The organism is Enterococcus sp. AZ197 (assembly GCF_050556405.1).
In the GTDB taxonomy this organism is placed as follows: Bacteria; Bacillota; Bacilli; order Lactobacillales; family Enterococcaceae; genus Enterococcus; species Enterococcus faecalis.
The window spans coordinates 138,207-160,528 of record NZ_CP187873.1 but is presented as its reverse complement, the minus strand read 5'-3'; the positions used below and the strand labels follow the sequence as shown (position 1 = coordinate 160,528).

The 22,322-nt window shown below is 40.0% G+C and carries 21 protein-coding genes; 4 read left to right on the top strand and 17 right to left on the bottom strand.

What is annotated here, in order from left to right; genetic code table 11:
* Window positions 1–16 precede the first annotated feature (16 nt).
* From tuf to rpsL, 4 genes are all read right to left on the bottom strand, one after another.
* Window positions 17–1,204, bottom strand: a complete 1,188-nt coding sequence (tuf, locus tag IGK82_RS00685; protein ID WP_002356194.1) for an elongation factor Tu — start codon at window positions 1,202–1,204, stop codon at window positions 17–19.
* A gap of 150 nt (window positions 1,205–1,354) precedes the next feature.
* Window positions 1,355–3,436: an elongation factor G gene (gene fusA / locus IGK82_RS00680; RefSeq protein ID WP_002356192.1), complete on the bottom strand. Its 2,082-nt coding sequence runs from the start codon at window positions 3,434–3,436 to the stop codon at window positions 1,355–1,357.
* A gap of 83 nt (window positions 3,437–3,519) precedes the next feature.
* Complete coding sequence (gene rpsG, locus IGK82_RS00675) at window positions 3,520–3,990, bottom strand: 30S ribosomal protein S7 (protein WP_002356191.1); 471 nt, start codon at window positions 3,988–3,990, stop codon at window positions 3,520–3,522.
* Window positions 3,991–4,045: 55 nt separating this feature from the next.
* Complete coding sequence (gene rpsL / locus IGK82_RS00670) at window positions 4,046–4,459, bottom strand: 30S ribosomal protein S12 (RefSeq protein ID WP_002356190.1); 414 nt, start codon at window positions 4,457–4,459, stop codon at window positions 4,046–4,048.
* Between the two features lie 344 nt (window positions 4,460–4,803).
* Between rpsL and rpiA the strand changes: the two genes are divergently transcribed.
* The 3 genes from rpiA to gpmA all read left to right on the top strand — a co-directional run bounded on the left by rpiA (window position 4,804) and on the right by gpmA (window position 6,962).
* The gene (gene rpiA, locus IGK82_RS00665) at window positions 4,804–5,484 is read left to right on the top strand and encodes a ribose-5-phosphate isomerase RpiA (protein ID WP_010709139.1); all 681 of its coding nucleotides are present in this window, start codon (window positions 4,804–4,806) and stop codon (window positions 5,482–5,484) included.
* A gap of 41 nt (window positions 5,485–5,525) precedes the next feature.
* Complete coding sequence (locus tag IGK82_RS00660; protein ID WP_002356188.1) at window positions 5,526–6,101, top strand: recombinase family protein; 576 nt, start codon at window positions 5,526–5,528, stop codon at window positions 6,099–6,101.
* A 174-nt stretch (window positions 6,102–6,275) separates the two neighbouring features.
* Complete coding sequence (gene gpmA, locus IGK82_RS00655) at window positions 6,276–6,962, top strand: 2,3-diphosphoglycerate-dependent phosphoglycerate mutase (RefSeq protein ID WP_002359343.1); 687 nt, start codon at window positions 6,276–6,278, stop codon at window positions 6,960–6,962.
* Window positions 6,963–7,018: 56 nt separating this feature from the next.
* Here gpmA and IGK82_RS00650 read toward each other — a convergent pair whose 3' ends face one another.
* The 4 genes from IGK82_RS00650 to IGK82_RS00635 all read right to left on the bottom strand — a co-directional run bounded on the left by IGK82_RS00650 (window position 7,019) and on the right by IGK82_RS00635 (window position 11,149).
* Window positions 7,019–8,221, bottom strand: coding sequence for an iron-containing alcohol dehydrogenase (locus IGK82_RS00650; protein WP_016622149.1), 1,203 nt, complete (start codon window positions 8,219–8,221; stop codon window positions 7,019–7,021).
* A gap of 113 nt (window positions 8,222–8,334) precedes the next feature.
* Window positions 8,335–9,339: a FecCD family ABC transporter permease gene (locus tag IGK82_RS00645; protein WP_002392918.1), complete on the bottom strand. Its 1,005-nt coding sequence runs from the start codon at window positions 9,337–9,339 to the stop codon at window positions 8,335–8,337.
* Window positions 9,336–10,346 (bottom strand): FecCD family ABC transporter permease, encoded by a 1,011-nt coding sequence (locus IGK82_RS00640; protein WP_002368567.1) that lies wholly within the window; start codon window positions 10,344–10,346, stop codon window positions 9,336–9,338. Before IGK82_RS00640 ends, IGK82_RS00645 begins: the two co-directional genes overlap by 4 nt.
* A complete protein-coding gene (locus IGK82_RS00635; protein WP_016622150.1) occupies window positions 10,343–11,149 on the bottom strand; it encodes an ABC transporter ATP-binding protein in 807 nt (268 codons plus the stop codon). Before IGK82_RS00635 ends, IGK82_RS00640 begins: the two co-directional genes overlap by 4 nt.
* Before the next feature lie 230 nt (window positions 11,150–11,379).
* Here IGK82_RS00635 and IGK82_RS00630 point away from each other — a divergent pair, with 230 nt between their 5' ends.
* Window positions 11,380–12,318: an iron-hydroxamate ABC transporter substrate-binding protein gene (locus IGK82_RS00630; RefSeq protein WP_002361532.1), complete on the top strand. Its 939-nt coding sequence runs from the start codon at window positions 11,380–11,382 to the stop codon at window positions 12,316–12,318.
* A 38-nt stretch (window positions 12,319–12,356) separates the two neighbouring features.
* On the opposite strand, the gene deoD is transcribed toward IGK82_RS00630, so the two are convergent.
* From deoD to IGK82_RS00585, 9 genes are all read right to left on the bottom strand, one after another.
* Window positions 12,357–13,064 carry a purine-nucleoside phosphorylase gene (deoD, locus tag IGK82_RS00625; RefSeq protein WP_002359338.1) on the bottom strand — a complete coding sequence of 236 codons (708 nt, stop codon included), beginning with the start codon at window positions 13,062–13,064 and terminating at the stop codon, window positions 12,357–12,359.
* A 17-nt stretch (window positions 13,065–13,081) separates the two neighbouring features.
* Window positions 13,082–13,900: a purine-nucleoside phosphorylase gene (locus IGK82_RS00620; protein ID WP_002356180.1), complete on the bottom strand. Its 819-nt coding sequence runs from the start codon at window positions 13,898–13,900 to the stop codon at window positions 13,082–13,084.
* Window positions 13,901–13,916: 16 nt separating this feature from the next.
* Window positions 13,917–15,083 (bottom strand): phosphopentomutase, encoded by a 1,167-nt coding sequence (deoB, locus tag IGK82_RS00615; protein WP_002356179.1) that lies wholly within the window; start codon window positions 15,081–15,083, stop codon window positions 13,917–13,919.
* Between the two features lie 300 nt (window positions 15,084–15,383).
* On the bottom strand, window positions 15,384–15,977 hold the full coding sequence (locus IGK82_RS00610) for a TMEM175 family protein (RefSeq protein ID WP_002359336.1): 594 nt from the start codon (window positions 15,975–15,977) through the stop codon (window positions 15,384–15,386).
* A 268-nt stretch (window positions 15,978–16,245) separates the two neighbouring features.
* Complete coding sequence (locus IGK82_RS00605; protein WP_430605133.1) at window positions 16,246–17,199, bottom strand: ABC transporter permease; 954 nt, start codon at window positions 17,197–17,199, stop codon at window positions 16,246–16,248.
* Window positions 17,199–18,332, bottom strand: a complete 1,134-nt coding sequence (locus tag IGK82_RS00600; RefSeq protein ID WP_002356171.1) for an ABC transporter permease — start codon at window positions 18,330–18,332, stop codon at window positions 17,199–17,201. The genes IGK82_RS00605 and IGK82_RS00600 overlap by 1 nt, the downstream gene beginning before the upstream one ends.
* Window positions 18,325–19,893, bottom strand: coding sequence for an ABC transporter ATP-binding protein (locus tag IGK82_RS00595; protein ID WP_002381361.1), 1,569 nt, complete (start codon window positions 19,891–19,893; stop codon window positions 18,325–18,327). The genes IGK82_RS00600 and IGK82_RS00595 overlap by 8 nt, the downstream gene beginning before the upstream one ends.
* Window positions 19,894–20,098: 205 nt before the next feature.
* Complete coding sequence (locus IGK82_RS00590; RefSeq protein WP_002356169.1) at window positions 20,099–21,184, bottom strand: BMP family lipoprotein; 1,086 nt, start codon at window positions 21,182–21,184, stop codon at window positions 20,099–20,101.
* Between the two features lie 53 nt (window positions 21,185–21,237).
* A complete protein-coding gene (locus IGK82_RS00585; protein WP_002356168.1) occupies window positions 21,238–22,311 on the bottom strand; it encodes a BMP family lipoprotein in 1,074 nt (357 codons plus the stop codon).
* Window positions 22,312–22,322: the final 11 nt, after the last annotated feature.

Genomic DNA, 22,322 nt, shown 5'->3' with positions numbered 1-22,322 from the left:
ATAGTTAAAAAGTTAATTATTTAACGATTTCAGTAACAACGCCTGAACCTACAGTACGTCCGCCTTCACGAATAGAGAAACGAGTTCCGTCTTCGATAGCGATTGGGTGAATTAATTCAACGTCCATAGCAACATTATCACCAGGCATTACCATTTCAGTACCTTCTGGCAATTCTACAACACCAGTAACGTCTGTTGTACGGAAGTAGAATTGAGGACGGTAGTTAGTGAAGAATGGAGTGTGACGTCCGCCTTCTTCTTTTGATAATACGTATACTTCAGCTTTGAATTTTGTATGTGGAGTGATTGTAGCTGGTTTAGCTAATACTTGTCCACGTTCGATATCTTCACGTGCTACACCACGTAATAAAGCACCGATGTTGTCGCCTGCTTCAGCGTAGTCTAATAATTTACGGAACATTTCAACACCTGTAACAGTTGTTTTAGATGTTTCGTCTTTAATACCAACGATTTCAACTTCGTCACCAACGCGAACTTCACCACGTTCAACACGGCCTGTAGCAACAGTACCACGTCCAGTGATTGAGAATACGTCTTCGACTGGCATCATGAATGGTTTGTCAGTATCACGTTCTGGAGTTGGGATATATTCGTCAACTGCAGCCATTAATTCTAAGATTTTTTCTTCATAAGACTCGTCGCCTTCTAAAGCTTTCAAAGCAGAACCTGCGATAACTGGAACATCATCGCCTGGGAAATCGTATTCTGATAATAAGTCACGAACTTCCATTTCTACTAATTCTAATAATTCTTCGTCATCAACCATATCCATTTTGTTTAAGAATACAACGATGTATGGTACACCAACGTTACGTGATAATAAGATATGTTCACGTGTTTGAGGCATAGGACCATCAGCAGCAGAAACTACTAAGATAGCTCCGTCCATTTGAGCAGCACCAGTGATCATGTTTTTAACGTAGTCCGCGTGTCCTGGGCAGTCAACGTGTGCATAGTGACGAGTTTCAGTTTCATATTCGATATGAGAAGTGTTGATTGTGATTCCACGTTCTTTTTCTTCTGGAGCGTTATCGATAGAATCGTAGCTTTGTGCTTCCCCGCCACCGTGTTTTGATAATACAGTAGCAATTGCAGCTGTTAATGTAGTTTTACCATGGTCAACGTGTCCGATAGTACCAATGTTAACATGGGATTTAGAACGGTCAAATTTTTCTTTTGCCATTTTGAATGTTCCTCCTAAAAATATAAATTTTATTGTTTGTTTTATATGTGATAGACGCTACTAAAAATCGTCTGATCATCATAAGCTATTTTACACGAAATCTTGAAAAAAGGATAGTTCTAAAAACAAACCTTTTATTCTCAAGGAAAATTATGCGTTGCCGCCGTTTTTCTTGATGATTTCTTCTTGAACAGACTTAGGTACGTCTTCATAGTGGTCAAATACCATCATAAATGTACCGCGTCCTTGTGTTGCTGAACGTAATGTTGTAGCATAACCAAACATTTCAGCTAAAGGTACCATCGCATTAACGATTTGAGAGTTACCGTGTGCTTCCATACCTTCAACACGTCCACGACGACTTGTTACGTGTCCCATGATATCACCTAAGTAATCTTCAGGAACAGTAATTGTAACTTTCATCATTGGTTCTAAAATAACTGGGTTTGCATTTTTAGCCGCAGCTTTCAATGCCATAGAAGCAGCTACACGGAAGGCCGTTTCATTTGAATCGACATCGTGGTATGAACCATCGTAAAGTTTTGCTTTGATATCAACTAATGGATAACCAGCAAGAACACCGTTGTTCATAGAGTCTTCTAACCCTTTTTCAACTGCTGGGATGTATTCACGAGGAACCACACCACCGACAATTGCGTTTTCAAACTCGAAGCCTTTACCTTCTTCATTTGGTGTAAATTCAACCCATACGTGACCGTATTGTCCTTTACCACCAGACTGACGAACGAATTTACCTTCTGCTTTAGTCGCAGCACGGAATGTTTCGCGGTAAGATACTTGAGGAGCACCTACGTTAGCTTCAACTTTGAATTCACGTTTCATACGGTCTACTAAAACGTCTAAGTGCAATTCACCCATACCAGAGATAACTGTTTCACCAGTTTCAACGTTTGTTTCAACGCGGAATGATGGATCTTCTTCAGCAAGTTTTTGTAGAGCCACGCCCATTTTATCTTGGTCAGCTTTTGATTTAGGTTCAACAGCGACTTGGATAACTGGATCAGGGAATTCAATAGATTCAAGAATAACTGGTGCATCTAATGCACATAATGTATCACCAGTTGTTGTGTCTTTCAGACCAACAGCAGCAGCAATATCACCAGAGTACACTTTATCAATTTCTTGACGAGTGTTGGCGTGCATTTGTAGGATACGACCGATACGTTCTTTTTTGCCTTTTGAAGCGTTCAATACGTATGAACCACTTTCAAGGACACCAGAATAAACACGGAAGAAAGTTAAACGACCTACGAATGGGTCAGTCATAACTTTAAATGCTAATGAAGCGAAAGGTGCTTCGTCATCAGCTGGACGAGTTGTTTCTTCGTCTGTTTTAGTATCGATCCCTTTGATAGCATCGATATCTAATGGAGATGGTAAGTAATCAAGAACAGCGTCCAACATTAATTGAACCCCTTTATTCTTGAATGCTGAACCAGCTAATACAGGGAAGAACTCAACGTTGATTGTTGCTTGACGGATACCAGCGACTAATTCTTCTTCAGTGATTTCTTCACCTTCAAGATATTTCATCATTAAGTCTTCGTCAGTTTCAGCAACAGCTTCAACTAATTTTTCGCGCCATTCTTGCGCTTTTTCTAAATAATCTTCAGGAATATCAGTTTCTTGAATATCTGTTCCCAAATCATTTGTGTAGATTTCAGCTTTCATTTTAATCAAGTCAATGATTCCAGTGAAGTCTTCTTCAGCTCCGATTGGAATTTGAATTGGATGAGCGTTTGCTTGTAAACGATCATGTAATGATTCTACTGAATAGAAGAAGTCCGCACCGATTTTATCCATTTTGTTACAGAATACAATACGAGGAACTTTATATTCAGTCGCTTGACGCCAAACAGTTTCTGTTTGAGGTTCTACACCTGATTGAGAGTCAAGAACTGTTACCGCACCATCTAATACGCGTAGAGAACGTTGTACTTCAATTGTGAAGTCCACGTGTCCTGGAGTATCGATGATATTTACACGGTAGCCTTTCCACTGTGCAGTTGTCGCAGCGGATGTAATCGTGATACCACGTTCTTGTTCTTGTTCCATCCAGTCCATTTGTGAAGCACCTTCATGGGTTTCACCGATTTTATGGATTTTACCAGTGTAGTACAAGATACGCTCAGTTGTTGTTGTTTTACCAGCATCAACGTGGGCCATGATACCAATGTTACGAGTTTTTTCAAGTGAAAATTCTCTTGCCATTTTGTATGTTTACTCCTCTCTTTATTTAAATCGATTGTAAATTGACTTTCTGCTGCCACTTTACGCGACAGACAGAGAGGATCTTACCAACGATAATGAGCAAATGCGCGGTTTGCGTCTGCCATTTTGTGTGTGTCTTCGCGTTTTTTAACAGAAGCGCCAGTGTTGTTAGCAGCATCCATGATTTCTTTCGCTAGACGTTCTTCCATTGTGTGTTCACCACGTAGACGTGCGTAGTTAACTACCCAACGTAAACCTAAAGTTGTACGACGTTCTGGACGAACTTCAACTGGTACTTGGTAGTTAGAACCCCCAACACGACGTGCTTTAACTTCAAGAACAGGCATAACGTTTTTCATTGCTTGTTCAAAAACTTCCAATGGATCGTTACCTGTAGATTCTTTGATGATATCAAATGAATTATAGATAATGTTAGCAGCAATCCCGCGTTTACCGTCAACCATTACACGGTTGATTAAGCGAGTTACTAATTTTGAGTTATAAATTGGATCTGGTAAAACATCACGTTTTGCAACAGGACCTTTACGAGGCATCCGTAACTCCTCCTTCCGAAATATGATTTTTCAAGTTGTTATTGTCTTATTATAATTAAGCTTTAGGACGTTTTGTACCGTATTTAGAGCGGCTTTGTTTACGGTCGTTAACACCGGCAGTATCAAGCGCACCACGAACGATATGGTAACGTACCCCTGGTAAGTCTTTTACACGTCCACCACGTAATAATACCACGCTGTGTTCTTGTAAGTTGTGACCGATACCTGGGATATAAGCTGTAACTTCGATTAAGTTTGACAAACGAACACGGGCATATTTACGTAAAGCTGAGTTCGGTTTTTTAGGTGTCATCGTACCCACACGTGTACAAACTCCACGTTTTTGCGGAGAGTTAACGTTTGTTTGAGTTTTCTTAAAACTGTTATATCCTTTGTTTAAGGCTGGTGAATCAGATTTTTCTACTTTAGATTTACGAGGTTTACGTACTAATTGGTTAATTGTAGGCATTCCTTGTTCTCCTCCTTCCTTACTTCGCTTCTAGTTCCACACATCCAGGTGGTTCTTTTTTCGCGATAAAAAATAATGCAATCTCTGCACTCTTTATCAAATATGCTTTGATAGACAGTCAGCACGTCCCTATAAGGAACCTGTAGATAAAGCACCTTTGTTAGGATACCACGATAAGTATCAGCTGTCAACCCTCTTCTTTCGCCTTTCGAAAAAAAGCTTTTCCTTCTATTTAAATGCACTTTTCCTTTAAAAATTTTTATGACTTTTTCAAAAACTTTCTATCTTTTTTAGTTAAATAACGGTACAATATCTTTGACTATTGAAGGGGGCGGAAAACAGCGATGAATCTGAAACAAATGGTAGGAATCGAAGCTGCAAAATATGTAGAAGACGGCATGATTGTCGGTTTGGGTACTGGCTCAACAGCAAAATTTATGGTAGACGAAATTGGTCGTCGCGTAAAAGAAGAAGGATTGTCAATCGTGGGGGTTACTACTTCAAAAGAAACAGAGAAACAAGCCTTAGCCTTGGGCATTCCTTTAAAGGGTATTGATGAGGTTCCGTATGTGGATCTTACGATTGATGGCGCCGATGAAATCAGCGCTGATTTTCAAGGAATCAAAGGCGGTGGCGCTGCCTTACTTTTTGAAAAAATTGTGGCCACTTATTCAAAGAAATGTATTTGGATTGTGGATAAATCAAAAATGGTGGACGATTTAGGGGCTTTCCCACTTCCAGTTGAGGTTGTTCCTTATGGCAGCCGCCAACTAGTGCATTTATTTGAAGAAAAAGGCTATCACCCAACACTTCGTTTAAACGCTGCTGGCGAAACATTAATAACAGATGGAGGCCACCATATCATCGATTTGCATTTAGAAAAAATTACAGATCCAGAAGCTTTAGGTTCTTATTTAGACAACTTGGTTGGCGTCGTTGAACACGGCTTATTTTTAAATATGGTTTCTATGGTAATCGTCGGTTATGAAGATGGACCGAAAACCTTACATGTTCCCGCACGTTAAGAATGTGTGAAAAAAGATTATTTATATAGGAAGGATAATATATGAAACGAATTGGTTATGCACGCACAACTATTATTGAAGACGATTTAAAAAATCAACTAACCACTCTCCAATCGTTTGGTTGTGATGATATTTTCCAAGAGACATTTGATCCTCAAGCGGAGATCAGTGTCTTAGACGAAGTCGAAAAACTTCTTTCTGCTGGGGATACACTTATTGTTTGTAAATTGCACCATTTAGGTAAAACAACCCGCCAATTAACAGACTTTATGAAAATGTTAAAGGAAAAACAAGTTGATTTTGTCAGCATTTCAGAAGGAATTGATACTCACCTTCCAACAGGTGAAGCCTATTTCCAATTAATGGAGAGCTTATCTGCGATGGAATGTGCACTAATTAAAGAACGAACACTCGTTGGGCTCCACAAAGCTCGTGAAAACGGAAAAGTAGGTGGACGTCCAAAAATCGATGGACGCACCGTCCGCAAAATCCGTGCATTATATTACGAAAACAAAGAAACCATCCAGTTTATTTCTAATAAATGCGGCGTTTCGGTGGGCACTTGTTATAAGTACATCAATTTACCTGAGACAGATGTCGAACGGCTGTATTCCTAAGAATAAAAAAGAAGTCCTTCAGATGGGGCTTCTTTTTTGATTCGATTTCACTCTAATTTTTCAGCAACTTTCACGTTTTTTTACTATTTTCCATTGGAAATCTTGCGCAAAACGGTGTACAATAAACGTGGAAATCTTATTTTCAGAAAACTAAACTCAAAGGAGAGCTTATACATGCCAAAATTAGTTTTTTCTCGTCATGGACTTAGCGAATGGAATGCCTTAAACCAATTTACTGGATGGGCTGACGTAGATTTAGCACCTGAAGGTGTTGAAGAAGCAAAAGAAGGCGGCCGTAAAATTAAAGAAGCAGGCATCGAATTCGACGTTGCTTATACTTCTGTTTTAACTCGTGCCATCAAAACTTGTAACTATTTACTAGAATACTCAGATCAATTATGGGTACCTCAAATCAAATCTTGGCGCTTAAACGAACGTCACTATGGTAAATTACAAGGACTAAACAAAAAAGAAACTGCTGAAAAATACGGAGACGAACAAGTCCACATCTGGCGTCGTTCTTACGATACTCTTCCTCCATTAATGGAAGCAACAGATGAAGGTTCTGCAGCAAACGACCGTCGTTATGCAATGTTAGACCAACGCGATATTCCTGGTGGCGAAAACTTGAAAGTTACTTTGGAACGTGCATTACCATTCTGGCAAGATGAAATTGCGCCAGCTTTAAAAGACAACAAAACTGTCTTAGTAGCGGCTCATGGTAATTCATTACGTGCTTTAGCTAAACACATTGAAGGCATTTCTGATGAAGATATTATGGATCTTGAAATCCCAACAGGTAAACCATTAGTTTATGAATTAAACGATGATTTAACTGTGAAAGAAAAATACTACTTATAAGAACTTGTTTCTTATTAACAAAAGCGGTTTGCCAAGGCAAACCGCTTTTTTATGGATTAAATAAATTGACTTTCGGTTAAACAATCTTTATAAATCGCTACTATATCCGCTGCATCCAATGGTACATAAGCCTTTTCGGCAATTGCACTATGGGCCACAGCTTGTTGTGCCATTTCTTCAAATTTATCTGCTTCGATGCCAACTTCTGGTAATGTCATTGGAATGCCACAAGCCACAAAGTAATCATACAATGCTTGAATACCTTTTTTCGCTGCTACTTCCTCCTCTTGTTCGACTATTCCCCAAACATTTCGAGCAAACTGTGCAAATTTGCCTACGGTTTGTTCAGACAAAACGTAATTCATCCAACGAGGCGTTAAAATTGCTAAGCCAATCCCATGCGTAATGTCATAAAACGCACTTAATTCATGTTCCATTGGGTGACAAGACCAAACACCTTGTTTGCCGCGCCCTGTTAAACCATTTAAGGCTAAACTACTTGCCCACATTAAATTAGCACGTGCATCATAATCTTCTGGATTTTCTAAAGCAATAGGACAATTTTTGATAACCGTTCGCATTAAGCCTTCTGACACAAAATCTTGGACGTCCGCGCCTGTCGAAATACTAAAATAGTTTTCAATCAAATGACTGAAAATATCCGCTGAGCCAGCTGCTGTTTGATTTTGAGGAACCGTAAAAGTATTCGTTGGATCCAAGAACGAAACTTTTGGAATCATATTCGGACCACCAAAGCCTAATTTTTGATTGGTTTCTAAGTTAGAAATGACAGCACCTGCGTTCATTTCACTACCTGTCGCTGCTAAAGTCAAGATGGTCACGATTGGTAAAGCAGGACCAGTATACCCTTTTCTGGCTGCAATAACTGTCCAGATATCTTCTTCCGAATAAAAGCCCGCAGCTATTGCTTTGGAACAATCAATGGTTGAACCACCGCCAACTGCTAAAATAACATCGACTTGGTTTTCTTTACACAACTCAATTCCTTTTCTAACGGTTTCAATGCGCGGGTTTGGTTCGACACCGCTCAACTCAATCAGTGTATGCCCGTTTTTTTGGGCCAAATCAGTAATTTGTTGGTACAAGCCATTACGTTTGATACTACCGCCACCATAAACAAGTAAGACATTTTTGCCAAATTGATCTAACACAGCAGGTAATTCGTCTAAACGATCTTTCCCAAAACGGATGTCTGTTGGTACATAAAAATTAAAGTTTTCCATTCTTTCATCCTCCATTCAATCCTCTTACGCATTTATCATACTATTTTTTCAAAAATCCGCCAATAAAAAAGCCGAGCAAATGACAGTTGCTTTCACAACGACCGATTGACCCAGCTTTTGATTCTTTTTTATAACGAATCGCTTGTTTTGATTAACAAATAAAGAAAATAAGGCGCACCGATGATCGCAACAATAATCCCTGCAGGCATTTCTCCATTGCCAGGCAATAGCCGACCAATCGTATCACTAACCAATAAAAGTAAACTCCCAAACAACGCCGCCAATGGCAATACCTGTTTTTGTTGCGTAAAACCACATTTGCGAGCAATATGTGGCGCAAGTAAACCTAAAAAATTAATTCCCCCTGTAACGGAAATCGCTGATGCCGCCAACATCACCGCTAACAGCAACGAAACGATTCGTTCTTTTTTCACAGCAATACCTACAGAAATAGCTGTTTCGTCCCCCAATTGTAAAATATCCAACAGACGATGACGCTTCATCGCAAAAAAGAACCCGATGACTAGCCAAGGCAACAAAGCGCCCACAAAGAACCAATTACTGCCCCAGATACTGCCTGCTTGCCACATTGTAACAAAACGGTACTTTTCAGTGTCAATTTTTGATGTAATTAATAAGGTGAGTGCTGAAATACCCGTACTCAAAATGACACCCGCTAAGACCATTCGAACTGGCGTCAATCCTAAACGATGATGATACGCAATTACCAAAATCCCAACAGCCGCTAGCAAGCCGCCAACTAAGGCCACGAGCGGAAGTGCAAACGTCGTGATACTTGTCGTCTCAACAAAACTAATAAACAAAATCACTGCCAAACCCGCACCCGCATTAATGCCTAAAATCCCAGTATCTGCTAACGGATTCCGAGTAATCCCTTGAAGAATAGCGCCGCTTAAGCCTAAAGCTGCGCCCGCTAGGACCGCAAGCACAATCCGTGGTAACCGAAAATCCCAAACTAACAGTTGTTTGGCCTGACTTCCCTGTCCCAAAAGAAGGGCTTTTAAATCCATGAAGGAAACAGATAATTCCCCTTGCGTTAAACTGATACAAGCAGTTAGGATAATCCCAACTATTAAGATAGCCACCCAACGGGACACTTTTTTCTGTGTCATCCTAGTTGCCCTCCTTTACGAAATAAATAAAGAAAGAATGGGATGCCAATTAAGGCCGTGATAATCCCAAATGGTGTTTCAAAAGGCGGATTCACCATTCGAGCGATTAAATCTGCCACCAAAACGAGGAGCGCACCGCCTAACGCTGAGAACGGAATCAAGCGACGGTAATTTTCTCCAGAAACTGTTCGCATCACATGAGGCACCACCAAACCAACAAAACTGACCGAGCCAACCAGCGCCACAGACAATCCTGATAAAAGCAAAATCGTTATACTGGCAAACAACCGAATACGCTGCGGATTTCGCCCCAAACCAATTGTTGCATCATCGCCAAACCGTAAAATAGTCACCGACGGACTAATCAGAATTGCTAATGCAAATGCGCCCAGAAAGATAGGAACGACTATTTTTAATTGTGCCCAAGAAATAACGCTGACACCGCCAAGAAACCAAAACGTTAACTCTTGACTCAAATTGAACTGAATGGCTAAGAATTGACTAAATGATAAAAAAAGGGCACTAATACCAGCCCCCACCAAGGTCAGACGCATGGGGCTTGCTCCTCGAATTGAATGATTAGAAAGATAATAAATCAGTGCCACACTCACGCCGGCACCAAGAAAAGAAACAACTAAAAGCCACCAATAACTTGCCTGAGGGAGGAAAGCAAAAACAAGCGCTAAGCCCAAGCCAGCCCCAGCATTGATACCCAGCAAGCCAGAATCTGCCAATGGGTTTTGTGTAATCCCTTGCGCTAACGCCCCACTCACTGCTAAACTTGCTCCCACAAAAGCGGCCCCTAAAATCCGCGGCAACCGAACCGTTTGGATGACTTGATGCGCTTGATTGGTCGCATCGAAGTGCGTAAATGATTCAATAATCGTTTGAATCGAAACCGACGTCGCACCAAACATCAATGACAGAAGCATTGTCCCAATTAGCAAAAAAAGACAGACAAGTAACACTTGCCATTGGTGTCTATAAAATCCGCTTATGCCTTTCATCCATCCAGCTCCATTTCCATCAACTCATAAGAAAGCACTAGTGGCCGCTGTGTCTGACTATGATAACTAATTTCTACTTGAATAGCGAAAACATCTGCTAAGCCAGTAACAGTAATCACTTCTTGCGGTGTTCCCTCATTGATAATCTTTCCCTCTTTCATCGCAATCACGCGATCAGAAAAACGAGAAGCTAAATTAATATCATGAATCGTCATCACGATGGTTTTCTGATGTTCTTGATTAATTCGTTTTAACACATTTAAAATTTCTAGCTGATGCGCTGGATCCAAATAGGTGGTCGGTTCATCTAAAATTAAAATATCTGTATCCTGCACTAGCGCCATAGCAATCCAAACCCGTTGGCGTTGCCCACCTGATAAAATTGCCACAGACTCTCTAGCTAACTCAGTTAAGCCTGTTAATTCTAATGCCCATTGTATGTACTCTTGATCTTCTGTGGTGACACTTTTCCAGCCCGATTGATAAGGATATCGCCCGAAAGAGACGAGGTCAAAAACAGATAAATCGATTGTATTTTCTGGCGTTTGTGATAAGATCGCTAGTTCTTGTGCTACTTCTTTTGAAGAAAAATGTTGAAGTTCTTGGTTCTTAATGAACACCTTGCCTTTCTCAGCTGGCAAAATACGCGCAAGTGTTTTTAACAAGGTCGATTTGCCACAACCATTTGGTCCAATAATACTTGTAATAGTTCCCGCTTCAAATGAACAGTTCAGCGCTTCACTAATCACTTGACGACCATATCCTGTAGTTAAGTCCTCTGCCTCTAAATAATTCATAACCATTCCTCTTTAATTTTTCTGTCGTTATTTTACATTTATTGAGAATCGTTCTCACTCATTGTTCCTTGATTATAAAAGACCCTTCCTTAAAAAGCAATGTTTCTTCCAATCAAAAAACGAATTATCTAAAAAATGCAACTTATTTGCTCAAAAAAAGCAAGCGATGATTGACAAACGGTCGTTTTTAACTGATAATGAGAATCGTTATCAACTAAAAATAAAGGAGTTACACAATGAAACTTTTAAAAAAGACGGTCCTAATTGGTACAACCCTTCTTCTTGGTTCATTCTTACTCGCAGCTTGTGGTAATACGAATAAAGAAGCCAACAACGCTGACAAAACACATGAAGTAACAGATACCTTAGGCAATAAAGTAACCGTCCCCGCGAAACCCAAACGGATTATTGCGAGTTATTTAGAAGATTATCTAGTTGCATTAGGAGAAAAACCAGTGGCACAATGGACAGTTGGACAAGGCAGCATTCAAGATTATTTAGCGAAAGAATTGAAAGATGTCCCCACTATTTCCTATGACTTGCCATATGAAGCGGTTCTAAAATTTGAACCTGACTTATTATTAATCAGTTCATCTGCTCTAGTTGAAGGCGGTAAATACAAAGAATACAGTAAAATTGCGCCAACTTATGTAGTCAAAAACGGCGAAAATGTCACTTGGCGTGATCAATTGGAAGATATTGCCACTGTTTTAGATAAAAAAGAACAAGCGAAAAAAGTGTTAGAAGATTATGATACCTTAACCAAAGGCGTCCAAGAAGACCTTGGCAAAAAAGATGCTGGCAAATCTGCGGCAGTCTTATGGGTAACCAACAACCAAGTCTTTATGGTTAGCGATAATCGCTCAAGCGGAACCGTGCTCTATCAGGACTTAGGTCTCCAAGTTCCAAAATTAGTGGAAGAAATTTCTAAAAATGCTACTGCGGATTGGAATCAAGTTTCTTTAGAAAAATTAGCTGAGCTTGACGCAGACCACATTTTCCTTGTAAACAGCGATGAATCAGCACCTCTTTTCCAAGAAGCAATTTGGAAGAACTTACCTGCTGTGAAAAATAACCAAGTTCATACCTATGATAAAAAAAGTAGTTGGTTATACAACGGACCTATTGCGAATACTCAAATTGTTGAAGATGTAAAAAAAGCGCTCTTAAATTAAAAAAATGCTTGGATGAAAATAATCATCCAAGCATTTTTTTAATTAGCAATTGCCGTTTCTAAACCAACTTCAATCATTTCATTAAACGTCGTTTGGCGTTCTTCTGCCGTTGTTTCTTCGCCTGTCACCAAGCTATCACTCACCGTCATAATCGCCAATGCTTCTACATCAAATTTTGCTGCTAAATAATATAACATTGCCGCTTCCATTTCAATCGCTAATACCCCGTATCGACCTAAACGAAAGACATCATCTAAGCTATCTTTGTAAAAAACATCATCTGACAATACGTTACCAACATGGGTAGTAAAGCCTTTTGCTTTAGCAATTTCGTAAGATTTGAGTAAAAGATCAAAGCTCGCAATTTGTGGAAAATCATATTTAGGAAAATCATTGCGAATCGCGGAAGAAGGTGTCGCTGCTGCTTGTGCGATAACTAATTCACGAACGTTGACTTTTTCTGAAATAGAACCACACGTACCAACACGAATTAACTTCTTCACATCGTAAGAGTTAATTAACTCATGGGCATAAATACCTGCTGAAGGCATCCCCATCCCTGTTCCTTGGACCGAAACACGCTGTCCCTTATATGTTCCTGTGTAACCTAACATCCCACGAACTTGATTATAGCAGACAGGATTCTCCAAAAAAGTTTCCGCAATATATTTTGCTCGGAGGGGATCCCCTGGTAGTAAAATTTTATCGGCGATTTCACCTGGTTTTGCTTCGATATGCACACTCATTCTGGTTTACTCCTTTTTTATAAAGCTGCTAGTGTTGCTTTCACTAACTCTTTGAATTGTCCTTTAACGCGTTCAGTTGTTTCAACTACTTCTGCATGATTTAAACTACTTTGCATACCAGCTGCTAAATTCGTAATACAAGAGATGCCTAGTACTTTCATGCCACTATGCACAGCTACAATGACCTCCGAAACAGTTGACATGCCAACTGCATCTGCACCCATCGTCCGTGACATCCGAATTTCTGCAGGCGTTTCATATGTCGGGCCAGAAAAGCCCATATACACGCCTTCTTTTAAATCAATATTTTGTTCCGCAGCCACTTTTTTTGCCACTTCCCGATATTCTTGCGTGTAAGCATGACTCATATCTGGAAAACGCGGCCCGATTTCTTCATCATTTTCACCAATTAACGGATTATCGCCTGTAAAATTAATGTGGTCATTGATTAACATCAAATTCCCCGGTGTATATGTTTCATTTACGCCACCAGCTGCGTTGGTTACAATCATTGAATGAATGCCTAAAGCAGCCATCACACGAACGGGATAAGTGACCGTTTGCATCGAATGTCCTTCATAATAATGAAAACGTCCTTGCATCGCCAAAACTTTTTTTCCAGAAAGCGTTCCGTAAACTAATTGTCCAGCATGTCCAACGACTGTTGAAACAGAAAAATGGGGAATTTCAGAGAAAGGAATAGCAATCGCATCGGTTATTTCATTAGCTAATTCACCTAACCCAGAACCTAAGATTAGACCGAAGTCTGCTTGTTGCACCCCTTTTTCTTTCAAAAACTCAGTTGTTTCGTTTAAATGGTTCGTTAACGTTGTCATGTGTTGCCTCCTCGAATTATTGTAATTGATTTAAAAAGCTTTGACCGTTTTCCGTTGCAGGAACTTCAAAGTTTTCAGCAATCGTTGCTGAAATATCTGAATAAAATCCTTGTGGCAAGCTGCCTTGTTTTGTCATTTTTTTACTATAAGCCAATAAAGGCACATATTCACGTGTGTGGTCTGTTCCTGGGAAAGTTGGGTCATTCCCGTGATCTGCTGTAATTAAAAGCAAATCATCTTCGGCCATAGCTGCCATAATCTCTGGCAAACGACCATCAAAATCTTCGATGGCTTTTGCATAGCCCTTCACATCACGACGGTGGCCATACAGCGCATCGAAATCCACTAAGTTAGTAAAACTTAAACCTGTGAAATCTTTGTTCATGACCGTTAATAATTGATCCACCCCATCCATATTGCTCTTCGTGCGGATAGCTTCAGTAATTCCTTGTCCATTAAAGATGTCGTTAATTTTCCCAACAGCGATCACATCATTGCCGTTTTCTTTCAACGAATCTAAAACAGTATGGCCAAAAGGATCTAAAGCATAGTCATGACGGTTACTGGTTCGAGTGAAATTACCTGGTTCACCAACATACGGGCGAGCGATAATCCGACCAATCATATAAGGTTCGTCTTTCGTAATGTCACGAACATATTGACAAATTTTATACAATTCTTCTAATGGAATAATGTCTTCATGCGCCGCAATTTGTAAAACAGGGTCTGCTGAAGTATAAACAATTAAATCCCCTGTTTTCATTTGATGTTCGCCATAATCATCAATGACCGCTGTCCCGCTATATGGTTTGTTACAAACAACTTTTCGCCCAGAAAAATCTTCAATTTGTTTCAGCAATTCTTCAGGAAAGCCGTTTGGGAATACCCGAAAAGGTTTTTTGATGTTCAAGCCCATAATTTCCCAGTGACCGGTCATAGTATCTTTTCCAACAGAAATTTCTTCTAATTTGGTGGCATAGCCATCGTGGTCTGCCACTGCTTTGACACCTGTTAAAGGAGCAATAGTTCCCAATCCAAGTTTTTCTAAATGAGGAATGGTTAGTCCCGCTTCTTTGGCAATATGACCCAGTGTATCACTGCCGACATCTCCAAATTTTTCAGCATCTGGTGCTTCACCAATACCGACTGAATCTAGTACGATTAAATGAACACGTTTAAACACACTTGCTTCCTCCTCTAAGGTCGTAAATACGTCAAGAATGACAATTATTTTACGCTAGCCTTTTAAATAGTCTCGAGAATCAAACAGAATAATCTATTTATTCTCAGCTCTTCAATTATACCATGAATCCGCTATTATTGCCTGAAAGAGCATTAAAATTTTCACTGATTCCTTCGATTTTAGCAGGGCTTAAAAACTGAAAGAAAAAAGTCTCCCACCGTAATTAGGAAACTTTTTTATTGTTTTTTTCGAATAGCCTGCTCCTTAAAAAGAACACTACTCTTTATGCCATCGAAACTTTTAACACTCCAAGCGGTCTCCCTCTTTTGGCACATTTAAATACCAGATAACCGCTTCTGATAAAATCACACCAATGCCAATGGGCGGATAAAAATAAATGCCGATATATCCGATTGCGAAAAGACAAAGATGAATGATTTTTGTTGCCTTACTATAAGATTTCGATTTTCTTAACTTAGCTGCACCCTGTGGATCTTTCACTGCATTGTCTTCATAAATGATCCTTGTTAACAAGAAGTAGGCAAAATCCCAAACCGTATACACAACAAGATAAAAATAAACAGGTGCCCGCATCCACCAAAATTCACTCACCCAAGCAGTTGCTACCGGAATGAAGGCCATGGAGAATAACCAAAAATTATTTGCCCAAAACGCTTTTTTAGAAAACCAATGAGTTACGGACATTATGTAATGATGATTGTACCAAGCGATACAGATAAAAATAAAACTGACAATAAACGATAAAAAATAGGGGATATTTTCTATCAAACCTGCCAAAACACCCACTTGAGGAGTCTTAATTTCTAAAATCATGATGGTCATGATGATGGCAATGACTGCATCACTAAATGCTTCTACACGTGTTTTATTCATTGAACGTCCTCCACTTTTCCTATTCTTACTACAAACAAAAGTATAGCAGAAAAACCAACGATTTTTGAAAAAAAGCTGCTAGACCTGTTTGGTTTTTTCAAAATTTCGACACTTCCTTCGAATTGTAAAAAACAGCCAAAAGAAAAGTTACCTTTATCAACTCGCTTTTTTGCAATGAAGCAGTGCCTAATGTCGCTTGTGTTCAACTGATTATCCTAAGAAAAGAAATGGGTCCTCCGTCGCTTTGACGGAGGGCCCATTTCTTTTCTTATTTCGTTTTGACGTAATTTTTCCCGTTCGCTTTTGGTCCCGATGATTTTCCGAAGAACACAACTAGGACTAAAATGGTCAATACGTATGGTGCTGCTTGTAGATAAACTTTTGGAATTTCTGAAATAATTGGTAAGTTTTCCCCAGCAATACTTAAGTTTTGTGCAAAACCAAAGAATAAGGCTGCGCCCATTGCCCCAAGTGGATTCCATTTACCAAAGATCATTGCGGCCATTGAAATAAACCCTTGTCCTGCAATTGTGGTAATCCCGAAACGACCCGCAATACTTTGAGCAAAGACAGCTCCGCCCATACCGCCTAAGAAGCCGGATAACAAGACGCCAGAATAACGCATTAAGTAGACATTAATTCCCAATGTATCTGCCGCTTGTGGATGTTCCCCCACAGAACGTAACCGTAAGCCAAAACGTGTTTTAAAAATGACAAACCAAGCTAAAATCGCAATCAAAATTGCTACGAAAGCTGGTAAAGAGGTTTTTGCAAAGAATAGTTCACCAATCACTGGAATTTTTGACAATCCTGGGAAAGAAAAATAACCAAATGATTGTGTAATCATATCTGTTTGTCCTTTTTGATAAATAACTTTTACTAGGAAAACCCCTAGCGCCGGTGCCATCAAGTTAATGACAGTACCACTGATAATATGATCTGCTCGTAAGTTAATAGTTGCAACGGCATGTAAGAGAGAAAAGACAATCCCGACAACGCCTCCTACTAAACAAGCAATCCATGGTGTCGCCGCGCCAAATGTATCAGCAAACGTCAAGTTAAAAACGACCGAACTGAAAGCGCCCATTACCATAATACCTTCCAAACCAACGTTAACCACACCACTTCGTTCTGAGAACGTTCCGCCTAATGCTGTCAAGATGAGCGGAGTTGCATACACTAATGTTTGCGTGATGATTGAGGAAATTGTTGCTAAATCCATTAGATGTCTCCCCCCTCTTGATTGTTTTTGTCTGGCGCCGCTTCAATTGTTTCTACAATCGCTACTTCTTTTTTACTACCAGACGCTTTTGCTAACAAGAAACGAATTAAATAACTAATTCCCACAAAGAAAATAATCGCTGCAATAACAACATCAACTAATTCGGTTGGTACACCAGCTATCAACGGCATCCCTTGTCCACCAAGCTTTAACATCCCGAACAGTAATGCGGAAAGTAAAATCCCGATTGAGCTACCTGCTCCTAATAGAGACACGGCCATACCATCGAACCCAATGCTCAACGATGTGTTTTGAATAAAGAAGTTTTGGAAAGTTCCCAATCCTTGGACCGCACCACCTAAGCCAGCTAGCGTTCCTGAAATCATCATGGATAAAATAATCGTTCGCTTGCTGCTCATTCCAGCATATTCAGAAGCAAATGGGTTTAACCCCACCGACCGAATTTCAAAACCAAGCGTTGTTTTTTTCATCAAGAACCACACAAGAATAAGGAAAATGAAGGCCAGGAAAATGCCGATGTTCAAACGAGAGCCATCACTGATACTTGTTAAAAACGGTGAGCGTAATGATGCATTCGCACCAATCATTTTGGTGATCCCTTTGTTCGCCATAATACTTGGTTTCATGACATTATTAGCAATATGATTTCCTGTGTACAATAAAATATAATTCAACATAATCGTAACAATAACTTCACTCGTCCCAAAATAGGCACGCAAGAAACCTGGAATGGCTGCTGCTAAAGCTCCTGCAACTGCGCCAACAATAATCGCCACCGGCAACGCAATCATCCGGGGTGCATCAGGCATGGATAAAGCGACCCAAATACTAGCCACCCAACCACATAAGGCTTGTCCTGAAAGCCCGATATTAAAGAATCCAGCCGAATTTGCCACCGAGAATCCTAAAGCGGTAAAAATCAACGGAGCTGCGGTGACAAAAATCTCACCAATACTTTTCTTTCCTTGGAAAGCTGTTTCAAACATCGCTTGATACCCAGCCACTGGGTCATAGCCAAAGATAACCATAATAATTGCCCCTAAGAGGAAACCCATAATAACAGATAACACAGGGACTAAAATATTTCTTATTTTTTCAGAACGATTATTCAACAGTTTCACCTGCCTCTACTTTTGATAACTCAGCACGGGCTTCTTCCAATGAGTAGCCAGCCATTAACAAGCCCAATTCATTTTCTGTCGTTTCTTTCGGATCAACAATTCCGACAATTTCCCCCGCATGAATAACAGCGATACGATCAGAAACGTTCAAAATTTCGTCTAATTCAAAACTTACTAATAAAACAGCTTTATTTTTATCTCTTTGTTCAATTAGTCGACGATGAATGTATTCAATAGCTCCGACATCTAAACCGCGTGTTGGTTGAGAAACAATCAACAAATCTGGATCGCGGTCCACTTCTCGGGCAATAATTGCTTTTTGCTGATTCCCACCTGAAAGCGCCCGAGCTGGTACTAGTTCATTAGGAGTCCGTACATCATATTCTTCAATTAATTCACGGGCGTGTTTGTTAATCATTCGATAGTTTAAAATACCTGTTGAACTGTATGGTTTTTGGTAATACGTTTGTAGGCCAATATTTTCAGCCAATGTCATCTCTAATACCAAGCCATATTTATGTCGGTCTTCAGGAACGTGGGCGACACCCATTTCCGTAATTTCCCGAGGTTTGCGATTAGTAATCTCTTTTTCATTCAAATGAATGGACCCGTTTTCGACTTTGGTTAATCCTGCTAAGGCTTGGATTAATTCTGTTTGTCCATTGCCATCAATCCCCGCAATTCCAACAACTTCCCCTGCTCGGACATCTAAGCTAAGATTTTTCACTGCATCTAAGCCGCGGCTTTCTTTCACTACTAAATCTTTAATTGATAAAATTGTTTCTTTCGGTTGCGCTGGTTTTTTCTCTGTTTTGAAGGAAACAGAACGACCCACCATCATATCGGCTAACTGTTGCGAAGAAACGTCTTTCACATTGACGGTGCCAATACTTTGCCCCCGGCGAATAACCGTACAACGGTCCGCCACTTTTTTAATTTCATCTAACTTATGTGTAATTAAAATGATCGATTTGCCTTCATCGGTTAGTTCTTTCAAAATAATCATTAATTCATCAATTTCTTGTGGCGTTAATACTGCGGTTGGTTCGTCAAAAATTAAAACGTTCGCACCACGATATAAGGTCTTTAAAATTTCAACCCGTTGTTGCATACCCACAGAAATATCGCGAATATAGGCATTGGGATTTACATCCAACCCGTATTGCTTAGACACTTCTTCAATCTCTTTTTTCGCTTTTTTCCGGTCTAAAATACCGCCATGGGTAGGTTCACTACCTAAGATAATATTTTCAGTCACAGTAAAGGCTTCAACTAACATAAAATGCTGATGGACCATTCCGATTCCTAAACGATTGGCTGCAGTAGGACTTGTAATGTTGACTTTTTCGCCATTCATATAAATCTCACCTGAGGTCGGTTCCAATAGCCCTGATAAGATATTCATCAAGGTCGACTTGCCTGCACCATTTTCACCTAGCAGTGCGTGGATTTCACCAGGTTTTACTTGTAAATCAATTTGGTCGTTGGCTTTGAACGTCCCAAATTCTTTGGTGATTTTACGCATCTCAATTACGTTTTCTTCTTGAGACAAGGTCTATTCACTTCCTAACAAAATTATATTGGCAATACTTTAGAGGGTAATTTTGACCCTTAACTAAGTAGTTGAAGAACCTCAACTATTTAGTTAAAAATCCAAACATCATAAAGGGTTTCCTTGGCAGCCGTCGCTGCCAAGGACCACTTCATTTTTAGAAGGAACAATAATGAGCCCTTCTTTTTTCATTTAGGAGCTTAAATTATTCTGGTTTTTCTGGGACTTTTACGTCACCTGAGATTACTTTATCTTTTGCTGTTTTAACAGCTTCTTTTGTTTTGTCGTTTAAATAGCCGTCTGTTAAGTCAACGCCACCATCTTTTAATCCATAAACTAAATGTTCGCCACCAGGGAATTTGTCTTCTAACGCACGGTTGGCAATATCTTGAACCGCTGTGCCGACACCTTTAAGTGTTGAAGTTAACGTGAAGTTGTCTTCTTTGCCGTCTTTTGTTTTGTACTTGCCATCAGCATCTTGATCACGGTCAACACCGATTACCCAAACTTTGTCGCCAGAACCTGATTCATTCAAGTCTTTTGCTTCTTGGAAGACCCCTTGTCCAGTCGCACCAGAAGCATGGAAGATGATATCAACGCCGTTTTGGTACATTGCAGCAGCTAAAGCTTTCCCTTTGGCAGGATCAGCAAATGAAGCCGCATATTTTGTATCAACAGTAATTTCTTTACCTAATTCTTTCGCAGCATCAGCCACACCTTTTTCAAAACCAGCTTGGAAACGGTCAATTACGACCCCTTCTTCACCACCAACAAAGCCGACTTTGTTCGTTTTTGTTTCGTTTGCAGCAGCAACACCGGCTAAGTAAGCTGCTTCATTATCTCTAAATGTTGCAGAAACGACATTCTTTTTGCCATCGATTTGATCATCGATTAAAACAAAGTTTGTATCAGGGTTGGCATCTGCTGCAGAAGAAATTGCATCTTTTAGCAAGTAGCCAATACCAAAGATTGTGTTGAATTTACTTGATACCGCTTGGTCAATATTCGTTGTATAGTCAGCTGCATCATTCGATTGAATATATGCATACCCTTTTGAACCTTCTGGTAAATCATGTTCTTTACCCCAAGCTTGCAATCCTTCCCAAGAAGATTGGTTGAACGACTTGTCATCCACGCCGCCTGTATCTGTAATGATTACAGCACTATGCGCTGCATCCCCTTTGCCACCGCCGCTTTCAGCGGTTTTGCCTTTGCCACCACCACATGCTGCAAGTGAAACTGATAAACCTAATGCAATCAAACTAAAACCGAATAATTTTGCTTTTTTCATTTCTGTAAAGCCTCCTAAAAATAGTTTAATGTATTTAAACAACTAAGTTGTTTCTAAGGTTGGTCTGGGACTTTTACGTCACCAGAGATGATTTGTTCTTTGGCTTCTTTAACTGCCGTTTTGGCTTGATCGCTTAGGGCTTCTGTTGTTAAATCAACACCGCCATCTTTCAATCCATAAGTTAAATGTTCGCCGCCAGGGAATTTATCTTCTAATGCAAGATCAGAGATTTTTTTCACAGCAATATTTACCCCTTTAATGGTTGAAGCTAACGTTAAGTTATCATCCTTGCCATCTTTGGTTGTATATTTACCGTCTTCGTTTTGGTCACGGTCAACACCAATCACCCAAACTTTATCTTTTGAACCTGTTTCATTTAGCGCTTTGGCTTCTTGGAAGATTCCTTGTCCTGTAGTCGCCGCTGCGTGATAAATAATGTCGGCACCTGCTTGATACATAGAAGAAGCTAAGGCCCGTCCTTTTGAAGCGTCTGCAAATGTCCCTGCATAAGTAGACGTAATTTGAATATCTTTGCCTAATTTTTTGCCAGCGTCTGCTACACCTTTTTCAAAACCAGCTTGGAAACGGCCAATAACGGGTCCTTCAACCCCGCCGATAAATCCTACTTTGTTGGTTTTCGTAGTGTTAGCTGCTGCCACACCTGCTAAATACGCAGATTCATTATCTCTAAATGTTGCAGAAGCGACGTTGTTTTTCCCATTAACTGTATCGTCGATTAGAACGAAATTCGTTTCTGGGTTGGCGTCCGCTGCATCTACTACTGCATTTTTTAGTAAATAGCCAATGCCAAAAATCGTTTTAAATTGACTTGAAATGGCTTGGTCAATGTTTGATGTATAATCAGATGCTTCATTTGATTGAATATACGCATACCCTTGAGGTCCTTCTGGAAGTTTGTGCTCTTTGCCCCACTCTTGCATTCCTTCCCACGCAGATTGGTTAAAAGATTTGTCATCAATGCCGGCTGTATCTGTGACCATTACGACACTATGTTGTGGATCACCTTTTGTGTTGGCGTTCTTTTTGCTATTGCCGCCACATGCAGCTAACCCAATGGTTAAGGCAACTGCTGCCAATCCTAGACCTAAAAATTTTGCTTGTTTCACTTTCCGAAAAG

Excerpts from the sequence above, each read along its gene's own strand:
- tuf (WP_002356194.1), bottom strand. The coding sequence starts at position 1,204 with ATGGCAAAAGAAAAATTTGACCGTTCTAAATCCCATGTTAACATTGGT.
- fusA (WP_002356192.1), bottom strand. The coding sequence starts at position 3,436 with ATGGCAAGAGAATTTTCACTTGAAAAAACTCGTAACATTGGTATCATG.
- rpsG (WP_002356191.1), bottom strand. The coding sequence starts at position 3,990 with ATGCCTCGTAAAGGTCCTGTTGCAAAACGTGATGTTTTACCAGATCCA.
- rpsL (WP_002356190.1), bottom strand. The coding sequence starts at position 4,459 with ATGCCTACAATTAACCAATTAGTACGTAAACCTCGTAAATCTAAAGTA.
- rpiA (WP_010709139.1), top strand. The coding sequence starts at position 4,804 with ATGAATCTGAAACAAATGGTAGGAATCGAAGCTGCAAAATATGTAGAA.
- IGK82_RS00660 (WP_002356188.1), top strand. The coding sequence starts at position 5,526 with ATGAAACGAATTGGTTATGCACGCACAACTATTATTGAAGACGATTTA.
- gpmA (WP_002359343.1), top strand. The coding sequence starts at position 6,276 with ATGCCAAAATTAGTTTTTTCTCGTCATGGACTTAGCGAATGGAATGCC.
- IGK82_RS00650 (WP_016622149.1), bottom strand. The coding sequence starts at position 8,221 with ATGGAGGATGAAAGAATGGAAAACTTTAATTTTTATGTACCAACAGAC.
- IGK82_RS00645 (WP_002392918.1), bottom strand. The coding sequence starts at position 9,339 with ATGACACAGAAAAAAGTGTCCCGTTGGGTGGCTATCTTAATAGTTGGG.
- IGK82_RS00640 (WP_002368567.1), bottom strand. The coding sequence starts at position 10,346 with ATGAAAGGCATAAGCGGATTTTATAGACACCAATGGCAAGTGTTACTT.
- IGK82_RS00635 (WP_016622150.1), bottom strand. The coding sequence starts at position 11,149 with ATGGTTATGAATTATTTAGAGGCAGAGGACTTAACTACAGGATATGGT.
- IGK82_RS00630 (WP_002361532.1), top strand. The coding sequence starts at position 11,380 with ATGAAACTTTTAAAAAAGACGGTCCTAATTGGTACAACCCTTCTTCTT.
- deoD (WP_002359338.1), bottom strand. The coding sequence starts at position 13,064 with ATGAGTGTGCATATCGAAGCAAAACCAGGTGAAATCGCCGATAAAATT.
- IGK82_RS00620 (WP_002356180.1), bottom strand. The coding sequence starts at position 13,900 with ATGACAACGTTAACGAACCATTTAAACGAAACAACTGAGTTTTTGAAA.
- IGK82_RS00610 (WP_002359336.1), bottom strand. The coding sequence starts at position 15,977 with ATGAATAAAACACGTGTAGAAGCATTTAGTGATGCAGTCATTGCCATC.
- IGK82_RS00605 (WP_430605133.1), bottom strand. The coding sequence starts at position 17,199 with ATGGATTTAGCAACAATTTCCTCAATCATCACGCAAACATTAGTGTAT.
- IGK82_RS00590 (WP_002356169.1), bottom strand. The coding sequence starts at position 21,184 with ATGAAAAAAGCAAAATTATTCGGTTTTAGTTTGATTGCATTAGGTTTA.